Source organism: Pedobacter sp. (assembly GCF_045627485.1).
Lineage (GTDB): Bacteria > Bacteroidota > Bacteroidia > Sphingobacteriales > Sphingobacteriaceae > Pedobacter.
On record NZ_JAZQNU010000026.1, the window covers coordinates 1 to 20392 of the forward strand.

Annotated in this window: 23 protein-coding genes; 13 read left to right on the forward strand and 10 right to left on the reverse strand. The window is 40.4% G+C overall.

Going from position 1 to position 20392, the window contains the following annotated elements; translation table 11 throughout:
• On the reverse strand, positions 1–76 hold a 76-nt coding region (locus ACR2F3_RS02105; protein WP_432708346.1), incomplete at its 3' end, for a peptide-methionine (S)-S-oxide reductase.
• 239 nt (positions 77–315) lie between these two features.
• On the opposite strand from ACR2F3_RS02105, the gene ACR2F3_RS02110 reads away from it, so the two are divergent.
• The 5 genes from ACR2F3_RS02110 (at position 316) to ACR2F3_RS02130 (ending at position 5549) form a co-directional block, all read left to right on the forward strand.
• On the forward strand, positions 316–831 hold the full coding sequence (locus ACR2F3_RS02110; protein ID WP_432708324.1) for a DUF421 domain-containing protein: 516 nt from the start codon (positions 316–318) through the stop codon (positions 829–831).
• 184 nt (positions 832–1015) lie between these two features.
• Positions 1016–2749: a glycoside hydrolase domain-containing protein gene (locus tag ACR2F3_RS02115; protein ID WP_432708325.1), complete on the forward strand. Its 1734-nt coding sequence runs from the start codon at positions 1016–1018 to the stop codon at positions 2747–2749.
• 130 nt (positions 2750–2879) lie between these two features.
• Positions 2880–3905, forward strand: a complete 1026-nt coding sequence (locus tag ACR2F3_RS02120) for a hypothetical protein (RefSeq protein WP_432708326.1) — start codon at positions 2880–2882, stop codon at positions 3903–3905.
• A 71-nt stretch (positions 3906–3976) separates the two neighbouring features.
• The gene (locus tag ACR2F3_RS02125; RefSeq protein WP_432708327.1) at positions 3977–4567 is read left to right on the forward strand and encodes a hypothetical protein; all 591 of its coding nucleotides are present in this window, start codon (positions 3977–3979) and stop codon (positions 4565–4567) included.
• Positions 4568–4643: 76 nt separating this feature from the next.
• Positions 4644–5549 (forward strand): arginase family protein, encoded by a 906-nt coding sequence (locus tag ACR2F3_RS02130; protein WP_432708328.1) that lies wholly within the window; start codon positions 4644–4646, stop codon positions 5547–5549.
• A 4-nt stretch (positions 5550–5553) separates the two neighbouring features.
• On the opposite strand, the gene ACR2F3_RS02135 is transcribed toward ACR2F3_RS02130, so the two are convergent.
• Entirely contained in the window at positions 5554–6144 is a 591-nt protein-coding gene (locus ACR2F3_RS02135) for a dihydrofolate reductase family protein (RefSeq protein ID WP_432708329.1), read from the reverse strand.
• 216 nt (positions 6145–6360) lie between these two features.
• Here ACR2F3_RS02135 and ACR2F3_RS02140 point away from each other — a divergent pair, with 216 nt between their 5' ends.
• Positions 6361–7212 carry a DUF808 domain-containing protein gene (locus ACR2F3_RS02140; protein WP_432708330.1) on the forward strand — a complete coding sequence of 284 codons (852 nt, stop codon included), beginning with the start codon at positions 6361–6363 and terminating at the stop codon, positions 7210–7212.
• Positions 7213–7288: 76 nt separating this feature from the next.
• On the forward strand, positions 7289–8719 hold the full coding sequence (locus ACR2F3_RS02145) for an MFS transporter (RefSeq protein ID WP_432708331.1): 1431 nt from the start codon (positions 7289–7291) through the stop codon (positions 8717–8719).
• On the opposite strand, the gene ACR2F3_RS02150 is transcribed toward ACR2F3_RS02145, so the two are convergent.
• Genes ACR2F3_RS02150 through ACR2F3_RS02170 form a run of 5 tightly spaced genes read right to left on the reverse strand, consistent with a single transcriptional unit; the run spans position 8706 to position 12890 of the window.
• Positions 8706–9803, reverse strand: coding sequence for a hypothetical protein (locus tag ACR2F3_RS02150; protein WP_432708332.1), 1098 nt, complete (start codon positions 9801–9803; stop codon positions 8706–8708). The two genes, ACR2F3_RS02145 and ACR2F3_RS02150, sit on opposite strands and share 14 nt — an antisense overlap.
• Positions 9804–9842: 39 nt before the next feature.
• Positions 9843–10868 (reverse strand): phosphotransferase, encoded by a 1026-nt coding sequence (locus tag ACR2F3_RS02155; RefSeq protein ID WP_432708333.1) that lies wholly within the window; start codon positions 10866–10868, stop codon positions 9843–9845.
• A complete protein-coding gene (locus tag ACR2F3_RS02160; RefSeq protein ID WP_432708334.1) occupies positions 10855–11361 on the reverse strand; it encodes an AAA family ATPase in 507 nt (168 codons plus the stop codon). Before ACR2F3_RS02160 ends, ACR2F3_RS02155 begins: the two co-directional genes overlap by 14 nt.
• 41 nt (positions 11362–11402) lie before the next feature.
• On the reverse strand, positions 11403–11954 hold the full coding sequence (locus ACR2F3_RS02165; protein WP_432708335.1) for a DUF1003 domain-containing protein: 552 nt from the start codon (positions 11952–11954) through the stop codon (positions 11403–11405).
• Positions 11955–11975: 21 nt separating this feature from the next.
• Entirely contained in the window at positions 11976–12890 is a 915-nt protein-coding gene (locus tag ACR2F3_RS02170; RefSeq protein ID WP_432708336.1) for an EamA family transporter, read from the reverse strand.
• Positions 12891–13123: 233 nt separating this feature from the next.
• On the opposite strand from ACR2F3_RS02170, the gene ACR2F3_RS02175 reads away from it, so the two are divergent.
• The 3 genes from ACR2F3_RS02175 (at position 13124) to ACR2F3_RS02185 (ending at position 15063) form a co-directional block, all read left to right on the forward strand.
• Entirely contained in the window at positions 13124–14101 is a 978-nt protein-coding gene (locus tag ACR2F3_RS02175) for a c-type cytochrome (RefSeq protein ID WP_432708337.1), read from the forward strand.
• A 123-nt stretch (positions 14102–14224) separates the two neighbouring features.
• Positions 14225–14566: a hypothetical protein gene (locus tag ACR2F3_RS02180; protein ID WP_432708338.1), complete on the forward strand. Its 342-nt coding sequence runs from the start codon at positions 14225–14227 to the stop codon at positions 14564–14566.
• 41 nt (positions 14567–14607) lie between these two features.
• A complete protein-coding gene (locus ACR2F3_RS02185; protein ID WP_432708339.1) occupies positions 14608–15063 on the forward strand; it encodes an META domain-containing protein in 456 nt (151 codons plus the stop codon).
• Between the two features lie 17 nt (positions 15064–15080).
• Here ACR2F3_RS02185 and creD read toward each other — a convergent pair whose 3' ends face one another.
• Genes creD through ACR2F3_RS02200 form a run of 3 tightly spaced genes read right to left on the reverse strand, consistent with a single transcriptional unit; the run spans position 15081 to position 17474 of the window.
• Positions 15081–16502, reverse strand: a complete 1422-nt coding sequence (gene creD / locus ACR2F3_RS02190; protein WP_432708340.1) for a cell envelope integrity protein CreD — start codon at positions 16500–16502, stop codon at positions 15081–15083.
• Between the two features lie 52 nt (positions 16503–16554).
• Positions 16555–16857, reverse strand: a complete 303-nt coding sequence (locus ACR2F3_RS02195) for a winged helix-turn-helix domain-containing protein (RefSeq protein WP_432708341.1) — start codon at positions 16855–16857, stop codon at positions 16555–16557.
• Positions 16854–17474, reverse strand: coding sequence for a hypothetical protein (locus tag ACR2F3_RS02200; RefSeq protein WP_432708342.1), 621 nt, complete (start codon positions 17472–17474; stop codon positions 16854–16856). Before ACR2F3_RS02200 ends, ACR2F3_RS02195 begins: the two co-directional genes overlap by 4 nt.
• A 198-nt stretch (positions 17475–17672) precedes the next feature.
• Between ACR2F3_RS02200 and ACR2F3_RS02205 the strand changes: the two genes are divergently transcribed.
• The 3 genes from ACR2F3_RS02205 to ACR2F3_RS02215 form a co-directional block, all read left to right on the forward strand.
• Positions 17673–18722, forward strand: coding sequence for a cellulase family glycosylhydrolase (locus tag ACR2F3_RS02205; protein ID WP_432708343.1), 1050 nt, complete (start codon positions 17673–17675; stop codon positions 18720–18722).
• 91 nt (positions 18723–18813) lie between these two features.
• Positions 18814–19458 (forward strand): (2Fe-2S)-binding protein, encoded by a 645-nt coding sequence (locus ACR2F3_RS02210; protein WP_432708344.1) that lies wholly within the window; start codon positions 18814–18816, stop codon positions 19456–19458.
• On the forward strand, positions 19455–20392 hold a 938-nt coding region (locus ACR2F3_RS02215), incomplete at its 3' end, for an FAD binding domain-containing protein (protein ID WP_432708345.1). The genes ACR2F3_RS02210 and ACR2F3_RS02215, both read left to right, overlap by 4 nt.

Here is a 20392-nt window from a genome sequence, read left to right on the forward strand (position 1 = left end):
CTGGGCGTACCCGGAAGAGGTCTTCCATTCCCCAAAAACAGCCGCCTGCTAGGTATGCTTTTTTTAAATTTTCCATATTTTATTTAAAAGATGAAATTTAGTATGATTGTTTGTAATCCTGTTTGAATTTCCTTAACAAACATACGTTTATTAGGCCTCAAATTAAATAGGAGTCATTATGTTTAAGAACGCAAGACAATTCCGAATAAATTGGCCGCCCAGCCACTGCCTAAAAAAAAGTGGTGAAAAGACAGCGATCGCCTTATGATATTGAAAAAATGCCAACAATTTTTTATTCCTAATGTTTATCTACATATGAAAGAGCTTCTATTTAAGAATTGGGAAAGCCTGTGGCATGTTGGTGTTTGCGCAATACTAGCATATTTTATCTTATTTTTATTTATCCGCATATCCGGAAAAAGAACTCTTGCAAAGCTTACTGCTTTCGACTTTGTGGTTACCATAACTTTGGGTTCCACATTATCCTCGATGATTCTAGGTAAGGTAACTTTAGCAGAAGGTGCTGTAGCGCTTGCCGTCATCATCATTTTGCAGTACCTTTTGGCCTTAACGGCAAGGGAGTCTAAAACGATGGAGAAAATAATTAATTCGTCGCCAACCATTGTGTTTTTCCGTGGGGAATTTCTGGACGACGCCATGAAGAGAGAAGCGTTGACACGAGAAGAGATCTATGCTGAAATTAGGAAATACAGAATGCTCGATGTTGATGAGGTTGAGGCGGTGGTCATGGAACTGAATGGAGAACTTACCGTAATAAAAAAATCCCAGGGGGTAAGCCATACGTCATTAAGAGACCTTGATAATGGTTAACTAGTTCTCAAAAATGTTAATTAGTTAATCCGCCGTTCGAACTAATTTTGCTTATTCTAAAGAGGTTGCCATCATAGTCTCCTTTATTAAACGTTTAAAATTGTTACATCTTTATCAAACGTTTGCGTATAAAAGGTGATAGGATAGGAGTTGGTCTTTATAACTTATTGACTACTTTAGAAATATGAAACATTTATGTATCGTCTTTCTATCTCTTATTAATTTTTATGCTTCTGCACAAAACGCAAGTTTAGACCTTCAAAAAAAGCCTGTTTTGAATTCCCAGGTCATTGCCGAGCAATGGGGGAAAGTACCTGATGGATTAAACACGAGTTACGCGTCATCCAATGTCAGATTTTCAAAAGATTTGCCGCCTTCAGTAGACAAACAGTCAAATTGGGAAACAAAAGCCTGGAAAGGGGAGAAAGTTCATACACAGCTCCTGTTATGGACGAGCAAAAGCGTTGATAACATTAGTATGGAGGTGGAAGATTTAAAAGACAACCAGGGTCATGTGATTGGCAAGGAAAATATAACATCTGGCTTTTTAAAGTTTGTAATGACTGATGAGTTCGCTGATGGTTGCGGTCACCGTAAACCTCAGGATTTTGACTCATCTATGGTTGCAGACATCATTGATACAAGAAAGACTGCACTTAGCATTGCTAAAAACAACACTCAACCGGTCTGGCTCAGTGTAACTGTACCAGCTAACACGCTTCCTGGGAATTACAAAGGAACATTTAAAATCAAAGCGGATAGGGAATATAAGATGCCTTTCTCCATAGTGGTGTTGGATAAAATGCTTCCTCCAGCTAGCAAATGGGCCTATGACCTTGACCTCTGGCAACACCCCGCTGCTATAGCCCGTGTACATAACGTTACTTTATGGAGCCCGGAACATTTTGACGCTATGGAAAAGTATTATAAGATGCTAGCTGGCGCTGGTCAGAAAACCATTACAGCAAGTATTGTTAACGAGCCATGGGGGCACCAGACTTATGATGATTACCCCAGCTTAATCAAATGGACCAAAAAAAAGGATGGTCGCTGGACTTATGATTATAGCTTATTTGATAAATATGTGCAATTTGTAATGCAATGTGGTATCACCGAGCGGATCAATTGTTATAGTATGGTTCCCTGGAAAATTGCCTTTACCTATTTCGACGAAAACTTACAAAAAGAAGTAGTTTTTGAAGAGGCGATTGGTACACCTGCTTATAATGCATTTTGGAAAACCATGCTAGTTGATTTCACCAGGCACCTAAAACAGAAGGGTTGGTTTGACAAGACTTATATCGCCATGGATGAACGACCTATGAAGGCGATGCAAGCGGTGATCAAATTATTAAAAGAGACCGATAAAGACTGGAAAATTGCACTGGCTGGTGATTATCATCCGGAAATAGAAAACGATATAGACACCTATTGTATCGCTTCAAAATTTCAGTTCCCTGCAGCCACGCTGCAAAAGCGCCAGCAGGCAGGTAAATTAAGCACCTGGTATACTTGCTGTGTGGAACCTTATCCGAATGCTTTCACTTTTTCACCTCCTGCAGAAGGTATATGGATAGGCTGGTACACAGCTAGTAAAAATATGAATGGTTACCTACGATGGGCCTATAACAGTTGGACAAAGAACCCTATGGAAGACAGTCGTTTTATTACCTGGCCTGCCGGCGATACCTATATGGTATACCCCGGGCCTTTTAGTTCAATTAGGTTTGAGAAAATAGTAGAAGGTGCGCAGGACTTCGAAAAAATCAAACAATTAAAAGAATTTTACCTGAAAAATAACCAGACAGTGGAATTGAATGCGCTTAATAAGGCGCTGGCCATGTTTAATATCGCCGATTTAGCTGATATTACGGCCGAGGAAATGTTAAATAAAGTAAAACCGTTATTGAACAATTAAGGAAGGAATGGTTAACTCATGATCGTGACTGTATAAAAGAAAATAGCAACGTAATTTTAGCAAATCACCATAACAATAGGATGATAGAATACATAAATTGTGAACAGAAACGAACGATAAACTTAACCGTATGACCACTAAATTTTGCCAACTTTTAGTTTTATTAGGGATTGTATTACTTTTTTCCTTCAAACCCATCAGAAGCTGGTCTTCAGATGTCCTTAATGTTGCTCCTGACGGTCCTAAAATAGTAAACATTGTAAATTTTATACGGCTTCTAGAACCAAGGGATCCTAAGATTACGCAGGAAGTACTCTATCAAACAGTTGTCAAGCAAGTGGAAATTATGAAACAATATAATCTTCCAGGTACTTTTTTGCTTCAGTATGACGCGATGATGGACCCGCGGTACCAGAAGCTTCTTCGTTCACTTCCCAAAGAATCTTTCGAGATAGGAGCGTGGTGGGAACTTCCACAGCCACTTGTTGAAAAGGCAGGACTTAAATGGCGTGGACGGTACCCTTGGGATTGGCATGCCGATGTAGGTTTTGCCACTGGTTATACGCCTGCAGAACGTGAAAAATTAATCGATGTTTATATGGCTGATTTTAAAAAAATATTTGGCTATTACCCCAGATCGGTTGCTTCCTGGTTTATAGATGCCCACACCTTAAATTATATGTATGAAAAGTATCATATTATTGCTTCTGCTAATTGCAAGGATCAATATGGAACGGATGGTTATACTTTATGGGGTGGCTACTGGAACCAGGCTTATTACCCTAGTAAAATTAACTCTTACATGCCAGCTCAGAATGCCGATAAGCAAATTCCAGTTCCTGTTTTTAGAATGCTTGGGAGTGATCCAATCCGACAGTATGATACAGGTTTTGGTACCAACAGGCAAGGCGTAATTACGCTCGAACCAGTTTATAAATTTGGTGGTGGTGATAGTACCTGGGTAAACTGGTTCTTTCAATCTTTTACTCAGGACAGGTCCCTGGGATTTAATTATACTCAGGCTGGACAAGAAAATTCTTTTACCTGGGATGAAATGGCCAAAGGGTACGAAATTCAGATGCCACTAATTGCCAAGCTTAGGAGTGATGGGAAAGTTAAGGTTGAGACTATGGAGCAGTCAGGGATTTGGTTTTAAAAAATTATAAAGTTACCCCTGCGACCTCGTTTGCTGTTACAAAGGATATTGAAGGTAGTGATCTGAAAACCATGTGGTATAACAGCCGCTTTTACAGGATGAACCTATTATGGGAGAACCAGGGGCTAAGAATTCGTGATATACATTTGTTTAATGAAAATGTACCTGATAAATATACAACTGAGGTTGCGACTTCTAATGAATGTACTTTTTATACCTTGCCAATTGTAGATGGTTATATTTGGAGCACAAACGATGATATTGCAGGACTAAGATTAAAAGCGATTATTGATGGGAAAGAAGTACTGCTTAAGGGACATGATCCGATCTTTACCGATAATGGTAAAAGCAACGTCCATATTTCCTGGTCATTAACATCTATCAGTGGAAGTCTTGAAATGGATCTGGATGAAAAAACATTCGTAGTGAAGCTTGTAAGTAAGGAACCGTTAAATTGGTTTATGGATTTGACCACGGCCTCTGTAGCAAAGCTTCCTTTTACAAGTATTGTTCCATCGGGCATTAACTGTACGTTTGAAGGTACGAATTATAGATTGGTTGCAAATAGAGGGACCTTTTCTAAGCCAACAAACGGTGCAGCTTTTCGTTTACAGCCATCAAATGGCTCTATATCGCTGAACCTTGCTGTTTCAGTAAAGTAGCTATATGTACATTAAGAATCATGTATAGGGGGATTCTATAAACATGGAAACGAATCAACACGAGACATAAAGTTAGATGAAAGAAAATATTTGCATCCTGGAATTTCCTTCTAACCTTGGTTTAAAAGAGCCATATCCTGGCCACGAACCAGGGGTTAAACACTTGCCTGATTTTCTTAATGACCATGGATTTCATGCGCAATTAAATCCTAATTTAACCATTAGGTTGGATCCACCGCCTTACAGCATGGACCTGGATGAAACATCAGGGGTGAGGAATGCAGATCAGATCGTTGATTATGCAAAGATACAGGCTGCATTACTACAGAAAGTAATATCGCAACATTACTTTCCCATCGTAATTGGCGGCGACTGCAGTATTTTAATCGGCAATGCACTTGCCTTAAAAAATAAGGGTGTTTACGGTTTGTTCTTCCTCGACGGTCATACCGATTTTATGTGGCCATCGCTTTCTCAAACGGCTGGTGCTGCTGGAATGGACCTCGCTATTGTTACTGGATCTGGTCATGAGAAACTTACCAATATAAACGGACAGAAACCCTATGTTAAAGATAAACACGCTTGGTGTGTGGGTAACAGAGACGAAGAATACTGGTATTTAAAAGCCATAACAGACTCAGATATCAATTATATCCCACTTACGCAACTGAGGCATGAAGGGATAAAGACATGTGTAGCTAACTTCCTTGAAATGGTTCATCGAGAGAAACTGGATGGTTTCTGGATTCATATTGATGTTGACGTGTTGGATGACACCATCATGCCAGCGGTAGATAGCCGTCAGCAAGGTGGTTTAGGGTATGAGGAGTTCAATGAAATCATTAAATTGCTTTTAGCAGATGCAAAAGCAACAGGTTTGGAAATAACCATTTTGGATCCTGACCTTGACCCTTCAGGTCAATACACAGAAGATTTTATTCATCAGTTTAGTATTACTTTCAATACTAAAAATAAGGAATGACTGCCTAAGTTATGGTGCCGGTCTTTAATTCTCCTGCCTTGATGTAATTCGCCATGATAACTCCCTTCGGGGTTATAACATGTTCCTGTAAGCTGAAAGTGGCAGGAAGTGCACCGTTATTATAAAGTCTTTTACCATGTCCTAAAATTAACGGGAAAATTTTGAGCCAGAGTTCGTCCACCAGATCATGCATAAAAAGCAGTTGAGAAAGTTCGCTGCTTCCCCAAACGATAAGGTTTGTACCTTCTGTGTTTTTGAGTGCTTCAATATCTTCCACGCTATTTAGGAATACTGAATTCTCCCAATCTGAGCTTTTTTTAGTGGTGGAGATGACATATTTTGTAACCTCATTAATGCCTGGCCAGGCAGCTGCATTTGCTGGCCAGTAAGATGCAAAAATATCAAATGTTTTCCTGCCTAATAACAGATCTGAAGGCTCCATCTGCTTTTGCATAAACTGGCTACTGACTTCTTCCGTATAAGGGGCAACCCATCCACCATGCTGGAAACCTCCTGACTGATCTTCATTTGGGCTACCTGGTGCTTGTATAACGCCATCTAAAGTCATAAAAGCGGAAATGATTATTTTTCTCATAAGTTTTAAGTTATGCAGGTAAATTTCGAAAAAAAATTTAAAAATTAAGTTTCTTATTATAGCAGGCTGCGGGTTTAAAAAGCGAAATAATTATTGGTGAGCCTGTATCACTTGTGTATAGGTTGTAATATAAATCGCATTAATTAAAATTTTATATCATTAAGAATGAAGTATAATGTAATCTAATCCCTATTTTGCGGCATAAATTCTTCACGCATGGCTTCTGGTTTTTTTGCAATTTTAGATGATATCGCAGCACTAATGGATGATGTGGCAGTAGCCGCGAAATTGGCGACAAAAAAAACTGCAGGTATTTTAGGTGACGATTTGGCCGTAAACGCTGAAAAAGCAACTGGATTCCTATCATCCCGAGAAATTCCTGTCTTGTGGGCGATTACCAAAGGCTCTTTTATAAATAAGTTGATCATCGTTCCCGTTGCCATTGCACTAAATGTTTTCTGGCCCGTTTCGATCAAGGTCATCCTGGTGTTCGGAGGTTTGTACCTGGCTTATGAAGGGATGGAGAAAATTGTGGAATATATTTTTCACCGTAAGAAGCCTGTTCGCCAGGCTGCAGAGGAAGTGCTGAAAGAAGATCCCGATGCAGAAAAAGTAAAGGTCAAGTCGGCAATTACGACTGATTTTATCCTGTCGGTCGAAATTGTGATTATCGCCCTTGGTTCTGCTGCCGAAAGTAGCCTAATGATACAGATCCTTACGGTGTCAGTTGTAGCGCTTCTTGCAACAATTGGCGTTTATGGTATCGTTGCACTGATTGTTCGTATGGACGATCTAGGCTTTAAACTGATTAAACGGAGCGGTGAAAAAGGATTCTTGAATACTTTGGGGACGTTATTGGTTAGTGCGCTTCCTGTAATCATTAAAATACTTGCAGTGGTGGGTACAATTGCCCTGATTATGGTTGCTGGCGGTATTTTCGCCCACAACGTTCCGTTTTTGCATGGACTGTTTCCTACAATCCCAGCAATTTTCACAGAGATGGCAATGGGTGCGATAGCGGGTGTGATTGTGGTTGCAATGGTAACAGCTGTAAAAAAGCTTTTATAGTACTGCCTCATCAGGAGCGTCCAACATTTTTACTTTTAGTTTGTTACATAGGCATTAATTAACTGACCTGTAACCTATGGCTTTGAAGGCATCAGCCCAAACACTAGAATCCACAAAAAAACTGCTTCCAATTATCTTGGCTACCGCCATCTTTATGCAGATGCTTGATTCTACGATCCTGAATACTTCATTGCCTGCCATTGCCAAAGATCTTGATGAATCGCCATTGAACATGCAGAATGCGATCATCAGTTATGTACTTACCCTGGCTGTGTTTATGCCGGTAAGCGGGTTCCTGGCTGATAAATTCGGCACAAAAAAGGTCTTTATATTTGCCTTGTTCTTGTTCGGTTTAGGTTCTCTGCTCTGTTCGCTTTCTCAGAACTTAACTCATTTGGTGATTGCCAGAATGATACAAGGGGTAGGGGGAAGTTTAATGACACCGGTTGGGAAATTAGCCCTGATCATGTCTTTTGATAAGAAAGAGTTATTGAAGGCAATGAATTTTGCCATCATCCCGGCATTAATTGGCCCTGTGCTAGGACCACTGGTAGGTGGTTATATGGTGGATTATTTTTCCTGGCATTGGATTTTTCTAATCAACATCCCTATTGGAATATTGGGTATAGTGCTAAGTTTAAAATACATGCCAGATTATAAGTCGCCAATTATTGATTTTGACTTGAAGGGCTTTCTTATATTTGCCGCGGCTTCCTTATTACTCTCCATTTCTCTGGAGTTGTTTGGCAATACCGTTCATATTACACCAGTATTAATGCTCATGCTATCCGGCTTTTTAATGTTATATTTTTATTACCGGCACGCTGCAAGAGACGACAACCCGATTTTTCCTTTAAACTTATTTCAGGTCAGAACTTTCAGGGTAGGAATTTTAGGGAATATGGTTACCCGTTTGGGAATCAGCTCAATTCCGTTACTGCTTCCTATGATGATTCAGATCGCCTATGGCCAGTCTGCAGTCACATCAGGATGGATCGTAGCACCGATGGCACTAACTGCTATGTTAGGTAAATCTGCGGTGATTGGAATCTTAAATAAATATGGTTACCGCGCAACACTAATGACCAACACGATGATTATTGGTGCCTTGATTTGTAGCATGGCTATACCCTCAGGGAATGCATCCATCTACTGGTATATACCCATTATTGCCGTCCTCGGATTCTTCAACTCCATCCAGTTTACCGCTATGAACTCAATTTCAATAGCCGACTTGAGGGAATACCATACCAGCAGCGGAAATTCGTTGGTATCCGTTAACCAGCAGTTAGCAATTGGTTTTGGTATCGCATTCGGCTTGATTGTGTTAAAAATATTTGAGGGTGATGTGAAGCTGATTCAGAATGAAATTCATAATGCTTTTCGCTATACTTTTCTAGTGGTCGGTTCGCTGACGATTCTGTCGGGTTTTATTTTTAGAAGGTTACATTTTAAAGATGGTGACAATATGAAATCGGAACGGGCAGATAAAACTAATAATAAGTGATTAATGCAATGTGTTCATGGCCTTGCAAAACCCCGTCCTCTGTAAATTCTACCTCACCTCCATTTTTAACAACTATTTCAATGACATCGTCAACGGCATCCCTCATATAGGAGAACTCATTATAAGGTTCAATGAGTGGTTCTATAATGTCGGGTGTTGGCCCGCGTTGCGCTGCAAAATGATAGTTTTTCTCAACCACCAAATCACCGCCTTTGCCGGTGGCTAAATGTGTCCATATGTTATAGATACCAGTTACCAGCTTTCTCTGATTGGCAGCGTTTGTTAAACGCAACAGTATTTTTTCTTCTTGAGCTTGCTTCCAGGCTTCCAGTTGGGGTTTTATAAGATTCATATATTCATATGGCGTTGCTTCCTCGGTATAGCCCCGTGCGTAACCGATAATCGATGCTGCGTGATGAGTTTTCTTTTTGAACTCACCGATAATTTTTTCGGTGGTGAGCACCATAAGGGGCAATTGTTGGGAAGAGAGAATATTGCCGAGTTCCTGGTCTACCTGGTGAAGAAACTTTTCTACAAGTAATTGCTTGCGATTATCAGTGTCCGTAAAATTTGCTGATTTTTCGGGCGCATCATTTATAAATTCCGATATTGATGCTGGAAGTGCGGATGGTAATTTCTCAAATTCACCATTATTCCATTTATATAGTTTTGCGTCCGTACTACTTAGTGTAAGTAACAAAAAAGATTTTTTTTGTCTTTCGATGTACAACAAATCTCTTACTTCAAAGGACTCATCAACGATAAGTTTCTCTGTTACTGTATCGTCTAGAAAGACGGTCTTTTCAAAAATTGGCGACACATAGACTGCCAGACCCTTTTTATTTGGCGGAACAATCAGCCCGTCCAACAGGTTGTGGAGTTTTTTCATGATTAGTTTACACTGTTCATCCGGGTAATTTTTTTCTAATTCTTTTTCAGCTTTATCGGCAGCAAGTTTAAGCGCCTTGGTAGTTTCCACCTGCAAGCCAATTTTTGCTTGCAAAGGCATAATAAGCGACAATGCAGGGCGATAGTGTACGGCATTGATTATTTCAAGTACCTCAGCATTTGTTTCTTTACTCATGGTTTTATGTTTTGAAGGTGAATAGCTGAGAGCTGTATTTTATGAAACGTATTGTGCAGATATATAATATTTTAGCAGGTTAAGATAACGCAAAGCTGTCTGCTCATTTTCGTTGCTCAAGTGTAGTGTATTTGCATCAACAGCGCTTATTAACGCTACTTTTGCCCTGATATTAGCACAAAAGATTTTATAATAGTGAAAGAGAGACGCAAAACGATTAAGCTCAGGCATTCCTGAAAAACGCGTATAATGATCAAAGAATAATGTACTGAGGTCTTTACGTTGCCATGCTTCCAAATCCATGCAAAGGAAGGCAACCTCATTTAATATGTCTATTTGACGCAATTCGTCGTCAAATTCTATGCAATCAAAAACCACAGGATCTTTATATAATAATATATTTCCAGTGTGAAGGTCTCCATGAACATCACGGACAAAACCCTGTGTTGAACGTTCCATAAAAAGAGAGGCGTGCTGTTCCAAATATAAGTCCGACCTCCTGATGACTTCTGTTATTAGTGTAGCAAAAGAAGGTCCAAGCAATTGCGCAGCTGCATATTTTGCTACCTCGATATCATTAAATCTTGATTTTATGCCATTAAAATTTGGTTGCTTATTTATTACCTGTGCCTGGGAATGGAATTGGGCAATTTTTTGTGCAAGCTTTAAGATGCGCTGATTTTCAATATTTTGGTTATTTCTGATCAGGGTGCTCAGTTCAAGATCAGGATCCATCTTTTTCATTTTTACGGCATATTCTATTGCTGCTCCGTTGTATGCTTCCTGGAGTTTAAATGTGTTTCCTTCTTGATAGATGCCAACTACAGCAATATACATATCAGCTGCAAGACGTTTGTTTAATAACAGTTCCCGCTCACAAAAGTATTTCCTTTCTGATAAGGTCGAGAAGTCGAGAAAATCAAATTTTACTGGCTTTTTAATCTTGTAAGCATAACTATTGGCCAGAATGACCCATGAAATGTGCGTTTCTATCAGGCTTGGACTTAAATCCTGGCAAACTGAGAATAGTTGTTGCAATAGTTGTTCTACCTTATAACGTTCCATCAGAATATTCGATAAAGTCAATAGCTTGACCTACTAGCATATCAAGTGAGGCCTGATCCGATTTAAGGGTGATATAATTATCTGTTATGGGTTCATACTCGCTTTTTATTAATTGGTATATCTGAAAATCGGCTTCACTATCCTCGCGACGCTTTGAGATCCTTTCCTTGATCACCGCTTCTGCGGCTTCAATTTTAATCAGAAAAAATGGGGTCTTAAATTTCCGGGCTGTTTCCTTGAAGCGTTCACGTATTGAATTTTTATAAAATGTGGCATCCAGCACTACGTTATCTCCTGCCATAAGCGCATCTTCCATATCTTTAAGCATTAAATCATAAACCGCCAACTTGGCGTTTTCGTCATATTGGCCGTAAAGAGCCAGCTTAAATCGCATCGCATCGCTGCTAATGTGTCTACCGTTAATTCGACTTGCCAATGCTTTGGCAAAAGTTGATTTTCCACTTCCTGGTAAACCAGTAATTGCTGCGACCATATGACCTGATTTTAATGAATGAATTAATCAAATGAACAAAATTATTCGCCTTTTTTGGCCTTGTTTTTCTCGTGGAGCTGTTTAAGTAATTCGATTTCAATTGCTTGTAAGTCATACAGTTGTTTAATTTGTTCTCCCAGTAAAAGATCCATTTTTTGTTGCAGGCTGCGGATGCCCATTTCTGCTTTGAGGTTTATGAGGTAATCATTCTCACTTCTCATTCTGTCTTTCTCTTCCTGACGGTTCTGACTCATCATAATGATGGGTGCCTGCAGCGCAGCAATACACGATAGAACGAGGTTCATTAAAATGAACGGGTAGGGATCAAAAGGTTTGCTGGCCACTGCGGCCGTGTTAATAGTAACCCAAAAGACCATAAAGATTATAAAAGCAATGATAAATTTCCAGCTTCCACCAAACCGTGCTACTTTATCAGATATTTTTTGGACAGGTGTAAGTTCATCCTTTGCCGGGTGAATCAGGTTATTGATAACCAAGTCTTCCTCTTTAATGGTTTCATCAACAATTTTTTGAAGTTTTTCAAGAAATTCACTTTCTGCTGAGGATATATCCACATTCACATTATTTTTCATAAAAATTGTTTTAGGGTATGATTACTTGATAGTTAGCTTCACCCGGTTTGCCAGGTAAGCTGCCACCAAAATAATGCCGATTCCGAAGAGCTGGCTAGCCGATACCTCTTCATGAGCGACGAGCACCCCTAAAAACACAGCGATGATAGGGTTGACATAGGCATAAGTACCAACTACAGCGGGTGGGCGAACTGATAACAGATAGTATGATGCCGTAAAAGCAATCACTGAACCAGCAATAGCGAGGTAACAAATCGCTCCCCAGGTTTTGATTGACACCTGGTCAAAGCTAAAACTACTTAAAGGATCGGTAAAAAGATTAACCACAAGACAGGCAATTGACCCGCCAATTAACTGCCATCCAACATCCGGGAATAACCTTTCAGGCGCTGCCTTTCGCTTATAGTAGAGGGAGCCCAATGCCCAGATGAAGCAAGAGCCTAACACCACCAGCGAAGCAATAAGTGTTAACGGGTTGTAATTGATGCCCTCTGCGAGCTGGTCTTTAAACAGTGCTACTATGCCAATAAGTCCCAATAATATACTGACGATGGTTAATTTGCTGTGGAAATAACTTTTCCAGTTTCTTTGGTCTGCCAGTATATAAAAGATAGGAAGTGTGGAAACCAGCACAGCGGTAAGTCCTGAAGAGATATATTGCTCTGCCCAGAACAAGGTGCCCTGTCCAAGGGTAAGCATCAAACCACCTAATAACAGATTTTGCCAAACCTGTATGTTTAAAGGCTGCGTGTTTCTTATTAAGCACAGCATAAGCAGCACAGTACCACCAATGAGGTACCTAAATGTGGCCATTAAAAATGGGGGCATTTCTGCAATGCCGATCTTGATCGCCAGATAGGTCGTTCCCCAAATAATATATACTGCACCGAATGCGAGGATAACCTTAAGGTCTAATGAATTGATCCAATTTTTCATGCAAGCCAAGTTACTATTTGCTATATATAATCTAAATCGTAACCTGATTGCTGCAGGTTAAGCGTTCCCCAGATTATCTGAATTCCTGCGCTGGAAATTTTGTTGATTATATTTGTAAATTTATTTTTAAATGCGAAACTTAAATTAATAAATTTATAAAGCCACCTTCTGTCTATCAATAATTTAGATGCTTACTCACTGGTTAATTGTCATTTCCTAAAATTACCGATTCAATGAAAATTTTGAAAGTTATTGCCCTTCTGGCTTGTGTTTTTGCTTTGTTACTAATTGCCGCGGGAACCTATGTTAAAATGGCCCTGCCAGATACTGGTCCTCCTCCAGATCTTAAGGTAAAAAGAACTTCTGAGAACCTTGAAAATGGCCGGTACCTTGCCAATCATGTAACTGTGTGCATGGACTGCCATAGTAAACGTGATTGGACAAAGTTCGCAGCGCCAATAGCCGACGTCTATCCCGGTGGTGGCGGAGAGGTGTTTAATAAACAAATGGGCTTTCCGGGAACTTTTTATTCCTCCAACATTACTCCGGCGGCACTAGGCAATTGGACTGATGGTGAAATTTTCCGTGCCGTGACAACTGGCGTTTCTAAGGACGGCCGGGCTTTATTTTCCCTAATGGCTTCACATCGTTTTGGTAGAATGGATCAGGATGATATAAATGATATCATTGTTTACCTAAGGTCGTTAAAAGCGGTGGACAGAAAGATACCCGAATCACAAATAGATTTCCCGGTTAACTTTCTCATAAACACTATGCCCCAGAAGGCAAGTTTTGTAGAAAAACCTAAGCCTACAGATACGCTGCGTTATGGTGCTTACCTGGTTAATGCAGCCGGATGTGTAGATTGCCACAGTAAAATGGATGATATGGGAGGTTTGATTAAAGGGACGGAGTTTGGCGGTGGAATGGTATTCAAAATGCCTGGAGGTGTTTTAACCACCCCAAATATTACAGCGGATGCTACTGGTATAGGTTCCTGGACCAATGATCAATTTATTACCCGTTTTAAAACTTTCGCTTCACCCAATTACACTGCTTCACGTGTTGCAGCGACCGAAATGAATACGCCCATGCCATGGTCCATGTATGGAGGTATGAAAGAAAGCGATCTGGAGGCTATTTTTATTTACCTGAAGCAAGTGCCACACATTAATAACACAGTTATACTCTTTAAGCCAGTAATAAATTAGGTGCCCACTGGAAGACTTTGGGTATCAGCGATTTTTCGTTATTATACTTTGAATTGCAAAGTACTTTTAGTTATCTTTATAGTAGTTAATCAACTATAATCACTGCAACTAAAAAATACTATCATGACATCATCAGACAATTTATCATCACAGCCAACACAACATCCGGGTACTCTGGCCAAACGAATGATACAAGGTGCATCTATTGCATTAATCCTGATCTCTTTATTTCTGCTCAATGCTGAAGAACCAAACCCTGAGTGGGGAAAGCTGTGGCTGGTCAAACCTTTGGTAATCGTGCCGCTGGCAGGTGCTGTAGGTGGCGCTTTCTATTATTTTATGGATGGTCGGCGCTATCGCAGCAACTGGGCAAAAATTGGAGCCAATGTACTAAGCGTCATCGTGTACATTATTGGTCTATGGGTAGGTACGGTTTTAGGCCTAAATGGAACCATGTGGAATTAATGTATATTTGTATAAATATTTTTGTACAAAATTTACGTCCTATGAAAACAATATCCCGCCTTGCTCTCGTTATATGCGTACTTTCTTTAACCGCTTGTAACCTCTTCAAAAAAAATGAGTCACCTAAAGATAATGATGAAACAGTAACATCCACTGGAATTACAGATAGGAAATGGAAGCTCGTTGAGCTTGATGGCAAGCCGGTAGCGGATTCGATTAACGGCAAAGAGCCGTTTATTATATTCCATAAAAAAGATAATCGTTACTCCGCTTCCGGTGGCTGTAATGGATTGGGTGGTGAATTTATCCTGGAGGAATACCAAAGAATAAAATTCAACCAGGGCATGTCAACTATGATGGCTTGTGAGAACATGGACATCGAAAATGGCCTAAAATATGTGTTAGCTAGTGTAGACAATTATAGCCTGCATGGAGATGATTTATCACTTAATAAAGCCAGGATGATGCCATTAGCCCGTTTTAAAGCCGTAAAGTAAGTTTAACCCTAAACGGTTTAATTACCATTCTTATTCCAGTCTATTTTTGTTGATAAGTACATCAGCACAGCCACTGTTGTAAACAGGCCAACGCTTCCAAACAGTAAAGCCATATCCTGCAGTTGAATGATCCCAAAAATGAAACTATAGAATACAGAAAGGGTGCCTCCGAACAGCAGGGCGGCACGCTTATCTCTTAACAAGGCCGCCAAAAAGCCACCTACCAGGGCTACGGTTGATAGAGAGGCGATTAAGTATGCGTTATTAAAGCCAACCTGTTCACTAAAAGCGAGCAATAAAACATAATAAATTACCATAGCGGCACCGATAAGGACATAGTTTAGCAAGTGAACTCTCTTTTTACTAAACATTTCGGTGAACAATAGGGATATAAAAGTTAAAAACACCACTAATATGGAATACTTTGCAGAACGCATGGTTTTCTGGTACTGATCAACGGGTAATTTGAAGTCTACACCAAAATAAGCATCACTAGTTTGCTTATCTGGGATTATGGATGCTTGTGCAGCAGGAGTAGGCGCTACATCGTTCGGTAATTCTTGAATAACTGTGTTTAAATCGGTGTTTTCAGCGATCCACTGCTGTGGATAAGGGCGGTTAAAAAACGGTATTTTCCATGTTGCACTAAAACCGGTGCTAGAAACTTCTCGATCTTCTGGCAGGTAACGTCCTGTGAAACTGGGATTGTTCCATTCGCCTTTCACCTTAACCACTGTAGTTTTACCGAGCTGCAGAAAATTTAACGCATTACTTCCCCTGATTTCCAACTCATAACTAAAGGTCAAAGCTGTATTTTTATCTTTGCTCAAGTTGGGTAAAATGATTAGGTTATGGCTAAACAGCTTCAACGACGTAAAATCTGGTTCTACCTGGAGCCGCTGGTCCGCCAGTTGAATCACAGGGTTGTTTTGTAGTCCTTTCAAATCGGTTACACCGATAACTACTTTCACTTTATCCCATTGTACCTGGTTAGGGTTGATGCCCGATTTCTGTAACTCCATCGCACTGAAGGCCCCCTTTACTTTTACCTGCGCGTTGTAAACGACAGCATCATAAATACCCCTGTGTAGTGTTTCTGGCTTCACGCTGCTGTTAATGTTTAAGGTTTCGGGCAAGATATAAATATTTGATATTACTTCCTCGTAACTTAGTTTACCTGACGTTTCTTTTTGCTGTATCACTGTTTTGTAGGGCAGAACCATCACCGGTCCCTCAACAAGCTGGCTGCCAGACCACTTATCAGCGATCTCTTTGATGACATCTTCCTGCCTGTTCTGACGTTCCTGGATTAGTTCCTGGATTAACACAGAGGGGATGAATAGCAAAAGTGTTAAAAACCCAATGATACCTACCCGAAACAAAATGGATTCATTTATCCAGTTGATGATGCCATTGCAATTGGTTGATTGATTTTCCATGACGATCGATTAAAAGTACTTTGTTTTACAAAGTAAAAAGTTAAAAAAAAGGTTATTTCTTTTGTTGTTTTATTAAATCTTCAAGTGCCTGTAGGTGCTTTTTAAATGCTTCACGGCCTGTTAGTGATGCCGCATACTGGGTATTTGGTTTACGGCCCACAAAACTCTTGTTCACAGTAATATACTGCTCTTTCTCCAAGGCTTTTAAATGGGAGGCAAGGTTACCATCCGTGGCATTCAACAATTCTTTCAGCGAATTAAAATCATAATGCGCATTGGCAACAAGTACGCTCATAATTTGCAGGCGTAATCGGTTTTCAAATGCTTTATCGAATTGTTCTAGTATTACCTTCACTGCTTGTATTTAAAATGCATGATGGAACCATATAAAATATGAAGGATACCAAATCCAAAGGCCCAGAATAGCAAGCCATAACCTGGTAGTGCGGCACAGAACAAACCTAGTCCAATCTCACACATGCCCAGCCATTTAACGTCAGAAAAAGTATAATGACTTCCAGCTACAAGCGACAGGCCGTAAAAAAGCAAACAGGCGGGGGCAATAAGGTGAAAATCGTCATGCGACAATAGAATAATAATAAACAATCCCCCGGTAATTAAGGGTACTGTCATTCGGGCGAACAAACGTCTACTTACAGGGTTCCAGAACGACTGTCCTTCTTTTTTGGCTTGCCTTGCCGATAAGGCGAGGCCGGTACTTACAGAAAGAATTAAAACTATGAAGGCAATAATGGTTAACCGGGGCCAAACTTCAGGTGTATAGGCTTCAAAGTTTGGATTTGTCAAGGCACCAGCGTTTTTGTAAAGTATCCTATAGGCAAAGAAACTCCCAATTAATGCGTAAATACCCGCCATGACTCCAGACAGTCCACTAAGGGAAATGAATTTAGAGGAGCGTTCCATAAGTGACCTTATGGAAGCTAATTCCGAATATACATCTGCTTCTTTCATTTAAAAGTACTTTGTAGTACAAAGTAATGAAATTAGGTTGAATCCTGCAAGAGGTATTTTAACTATTTCAAAGATTTATAACATTGACAGGTTTAGCAATAATTTTGTTCAAATTGATTCAACTCGCAAAATAATTTTAACTTTAAATTGCTGTCAGCCTGATCCTTTCAAACTGACTTAGCTATTATATTTAAGATTATGAAAAAAGTTTACCTCCTGTTGCTGGCACTATGCCTGTTCATCCTTCCTGTTTTTGCCCAGAAATGGTCAAAAGAAAAAGCCAATCAATGGTATACGCAACAGAAATGGCTAGTAGGAGCGAATTATACGCCTGCCTATGCCATTAATCAACTGGAGTTCTGGCAGGAGGAAACATTTAATTTAAAGGCTATTGAAAAAGAATTTGGCTATGCAGAAAATATTGGCATGAACACCATGCGGGTATTTTTACACCATACCTTATGGAAACACGATCGCCAGGGATTCAAAAATAGAATTGATCAGTTTCTGACGGTTGCTGAACACCATGGTATCAAAATTTCTTTTGTGTTTTTTGACGACTGCTGGAACGATGGCTATGCTAATGGCATACAACCAATACCTATTTTAGGGAAGCACAATAGTGGCTGGGTACGCGACCCAGGCACAGCAATACACAAAAATCCCAAGTTGATGGATACGCTTGAAATTTATGTGAAGGATATCATGACCACTTTCAAAACAGATCCGAGAATCCTGATGTGGGATTTGTTTAATGAACCCGGTAACAGTGACCAAGGTAACAAGAGTTTATTGGTTTTAAACAATGTATTTAAATGGGCTAGGGAGGTAAATCCGGCACAGCCAATTACCGCTGGTATATGGGCAAGCAAGCTCAAGGACCTTAACAAGGTAATGATAAGAAATTCGGATGTGATCACCTACCATTCCTATTCTAGGCCAAAAGAGCACCTCGCAAAAATAAAGTCCTTGCGGAAACATAAACGACCATTGATTTGTACGGAATATATGGCGCGTAAACAGGGCAGTACTTTTGCTGCCATATTACCCATGTTAAAAAATGAAAATGTAGGTGCAATTAATTGGGGCTTGGTTGATGGGAAGACCAACACTAAATATGCATGGGATGAACGGATTGCTGATGGTGCTGAGCCTACACTCTGGTTTCATGAGATTTTTAAAAACGACGGAAGCCCTTATAATGAAGAAGAAGTTAAACTGATCAAATCAGTGACAGGCAAAATGTAATAGGGATGTTACCTGTCAATGTTTCTTAACTTAAAACAAATAATCGGGATCAAGGGTTTCGTTTAAACTCCATCCAAACAGCTGAATTGTTATGGCAAAAAAAAATACCCACCAAAATGATGCTGACGGAAATCAGGAAGCTGGTAATCCTCGGCGCGATTTTCTCAAGCAGTCTACCTTAATTACAGCTATCAGCCTTTCACCAGGCGCGTTGCTTAAAGCAGCAGATGCGAAGTTGGACGATAAGTTTGCTGCTTATCTCGAAAAAATACCCTTATCGCTGGAAGTGAACGGTGTGAAGCACAATTTATCCGTTGAGCCCCGGGTAACCCTCCTCGATCTTATTAGGGAACAATTGTCCCTTACAGGAACAAAGAAAGGTTGCGATCATGGCCAATGCGGGGCTTGTACTGTTCACGTTGACGGCCAGCGGGTGTTATCCTGCCTGACCCTTGCGGTTACCCAGCAAAATAATAAGGTAACCACCATTGAAGGTGTTGCAGATGGTGAGAAATTACATCCTTTACAAGAGGCGTTTATCAAACATGATGGTTTTCAATGCGGTTATTGTACACCGGGACAAGTCATGTCGGGCATAGCCTGCATCAAAGAAGGGCATGCTGGTAATGACGATGATATACGTGAATATATGAGTGGAAATATATGTAGGTGTGGTGCTTATCATAATATAGTTAAAGCTATTGCTGAAGTCAATAAGGAGGGGCTGCCAATATGAAAAATTTCCAATATGTGAGGGCCAATACACCCGAAACTGCTATTGCAACCGTTACCAAAGACCGCACTTCCCAATTTCTTGCAGGCGGCACCAACCTGGTTGACCTGATGAAAAAAGGGATTGCGGCGCCCGATAAACTCATCGATGTAACCTCACTTAATTTCAATCAAATTGAGTCCCGCCAAGGTAAACTCCACATTGGCGCTCTTGCGATAAACAGTGTGGTCGCTGATGATAAACTCGTTAAAAATCAACAACCTTTACTTTCTTTAGCGTTATTAAAGGGTGCTTCGCAGCAGATCCGGAACATGGCAACGGTTGGTGGCAACATGCTTCAGCGTACGCGTTGTCCGTATTTCTACAATACCGATCTGCCTTGCAATAAAAGAGATCCGGGTACAGGTTGCGGTGCCTTGAAAGGGTTTAATCGCATGCATGCTATTTTTGGTGCCTCAAACAACTGTATTGCTGTGCATCCGAGTGACATGTGTGTCGCACTGGTAGCGCTCGATACCACGGTACTGGTTAAAGGTCCAAATGGGGAACGCCGTATTCCATTTAGCGAATTTCACCGCCTGCCTGGCGATAATCCGCAGATAGATACTAACTTAAAGCGTGGTGAGTTAATTATGGCACTGGAAATTCCTGCCAACAAGTTTGGCTCACATGTGCATTACCTCAAAATTCGTGATCGTGCATCTTATGCCTTTGCATTGGTGTCGGTTGCTGCGGCTATCCAAGTAGATGGCGGCACCATTTCTGATGTCCGTTTGGCAATGGGAGGGGTGGCACACAAACCATGGCGGCTTACCGAAGCAGAACAGTTCCTTAAAGGCAAACAGGCCACGGAAAGTAATTTCCGCGAGGCGGCCAAGCTGGCCATGCAAAATGCGAAAGGCTATAAGTCGGATCGGAGCCATGGCGTTCTGTGGGC

Bases quoted from the DNA above. Each gene is read 5' to 3' on its own strand.
- ACR2F3_RS02110 (WP_432708324.1), top strand. From the start codon at position 316: ATGAAAGAGCTTCTATTTAAGAATTGGGAAAGCCTGTGGCATGTTGGT.
- ACR2F3_RS02115 (WP_432708325.1), top strand. From the start codon at position 1,016: ATGAAACATTTATGTATCGTCTTTCTATCTCTTATTAATTTTTATGCT.
- ACR2F3_RS02120 (WP_432708326.1), top strand. From the start codon at position 2,880: ATGACCACTAAATTTTGCCAACTTTTAGTTTTATTAGGGATTGTATTA.
- ACR2F3_RS02125 (WP_432708327.1), top strand. From the start codon at position 3,977: ATGTGGTATAACAGCCGCTTTTACAGGATGAACCTATTATGGGAGAAC.
- ACR2F3_RS02130 (WP_432708328.1), top strand. From the start codon at position 4,644: ATGAAAGAAAATATTTGCATCCTGGAATTTCCTTCTAACCTTGGTTTA.
- ACR2F3_RS02135 (WP_432708329.1), bottom strand. From the start codon at position 6,144: ATGAGAAAAATAATCATTTCCGCTTTTATGACTTTAGATGGCGTTATA.
- ACR2F3_RS02140 (WP_432708330.1), top strand. From the start codon at position 6,361: ATGGCTTCTGGTTTTTTTGCAATTTTAGATGATATCGCAGCACTAATG.
- ACR2F3_RS02145 (WP_432708331.1), top strand. From the start codon at position 7,289: ATGGCTTTGAAGGCATCAGCCCAAACACTAGAATCCACAAAAAAACTG.
- ACR2F3_RS02150 (WP_432708332.1), bottom strand. From the start codon at position 9,803: ATGAGTAAAGAAACAAATGCTGAGGTACTTGAAATAATCAATGCCGTA.
- ACR2F3_RS02155 (WP_432708333.1), bottom strand. From the start codon at position 10,868: ATGGAACGTTATAAGGTAGAACAACTATTGCAACAACTATTCTCAGTT.
- ACR2F3_RS02160 (WP_432708334.1), bottom strand. From the start codon at position 11,361: ATGGTCGCAGCAATTACTGGTTTACCAGGAAGTGGAAAATCAACTTTT.
- ACR2F3_RS02165 (WP_432708335.1), bottom strand. From the start codon at position 11,954: ATGAAAAATAATGTGAATGTGGATATATCCTCAGCAGAAAGTGAATTT.
- ACR2F3_RS02170 (WP_432708336.1), bottom strand. From the start codon at position 12,890: ATGAAAAATTGGATCAATTCATTAGACCTTAAGGTTATCCTCGCATTC.
- ACR2F3_RS02175 (WP_432708337.1), top strand. From the start codon at position 13,124: ATGAAAATTTTGAAAGTTATTGCCCTTCTGGCTTGTGTTTTTGCTTTG.
- ACR2F3_RS02180 (WP_432708338.1), top strand. From the start codon at position 14,225: ATGACATCATCAGACAATTTATCATCACAGCCAACACAACATCCGGGT.
- ACR2F3_RS02185 (WP_432708339.1), top strand. From the start codon at position 14,608: ATGAAAACAATATCCCGCCTTGCTCTCGTTATATGCGTACTTTCTTTA.
- creD (WP_432708340.1), bottom strand. From the start codon at position 16,502: ATGGAAAATCAATCAACCAATTGCAATGGCATCATCAACTGGATAAAT.
- ACR2F3_RS02200 (WP_432708342.1), bottom strand. From the start codon at position 17,474: ATGAAAGAAGCAGATGTATATTCGGAATTAGCTTCCATAAGGTCACTT.
- ACR2F3_RS02205 (WP_432708343.1), top strand. From the start codon at position 17,673: ATGAAAAAAGTTTACCTCCTGTTGCTGGCACTATGCCTGTTCATCCTT.
- ACR2F3_RS02210 (WP_432708344.1), top strand. From the start codon at position 18,814: ATGGCAAAAAAAAATACCCACCAAAATGATGCTGACGGAAATCAGGAA.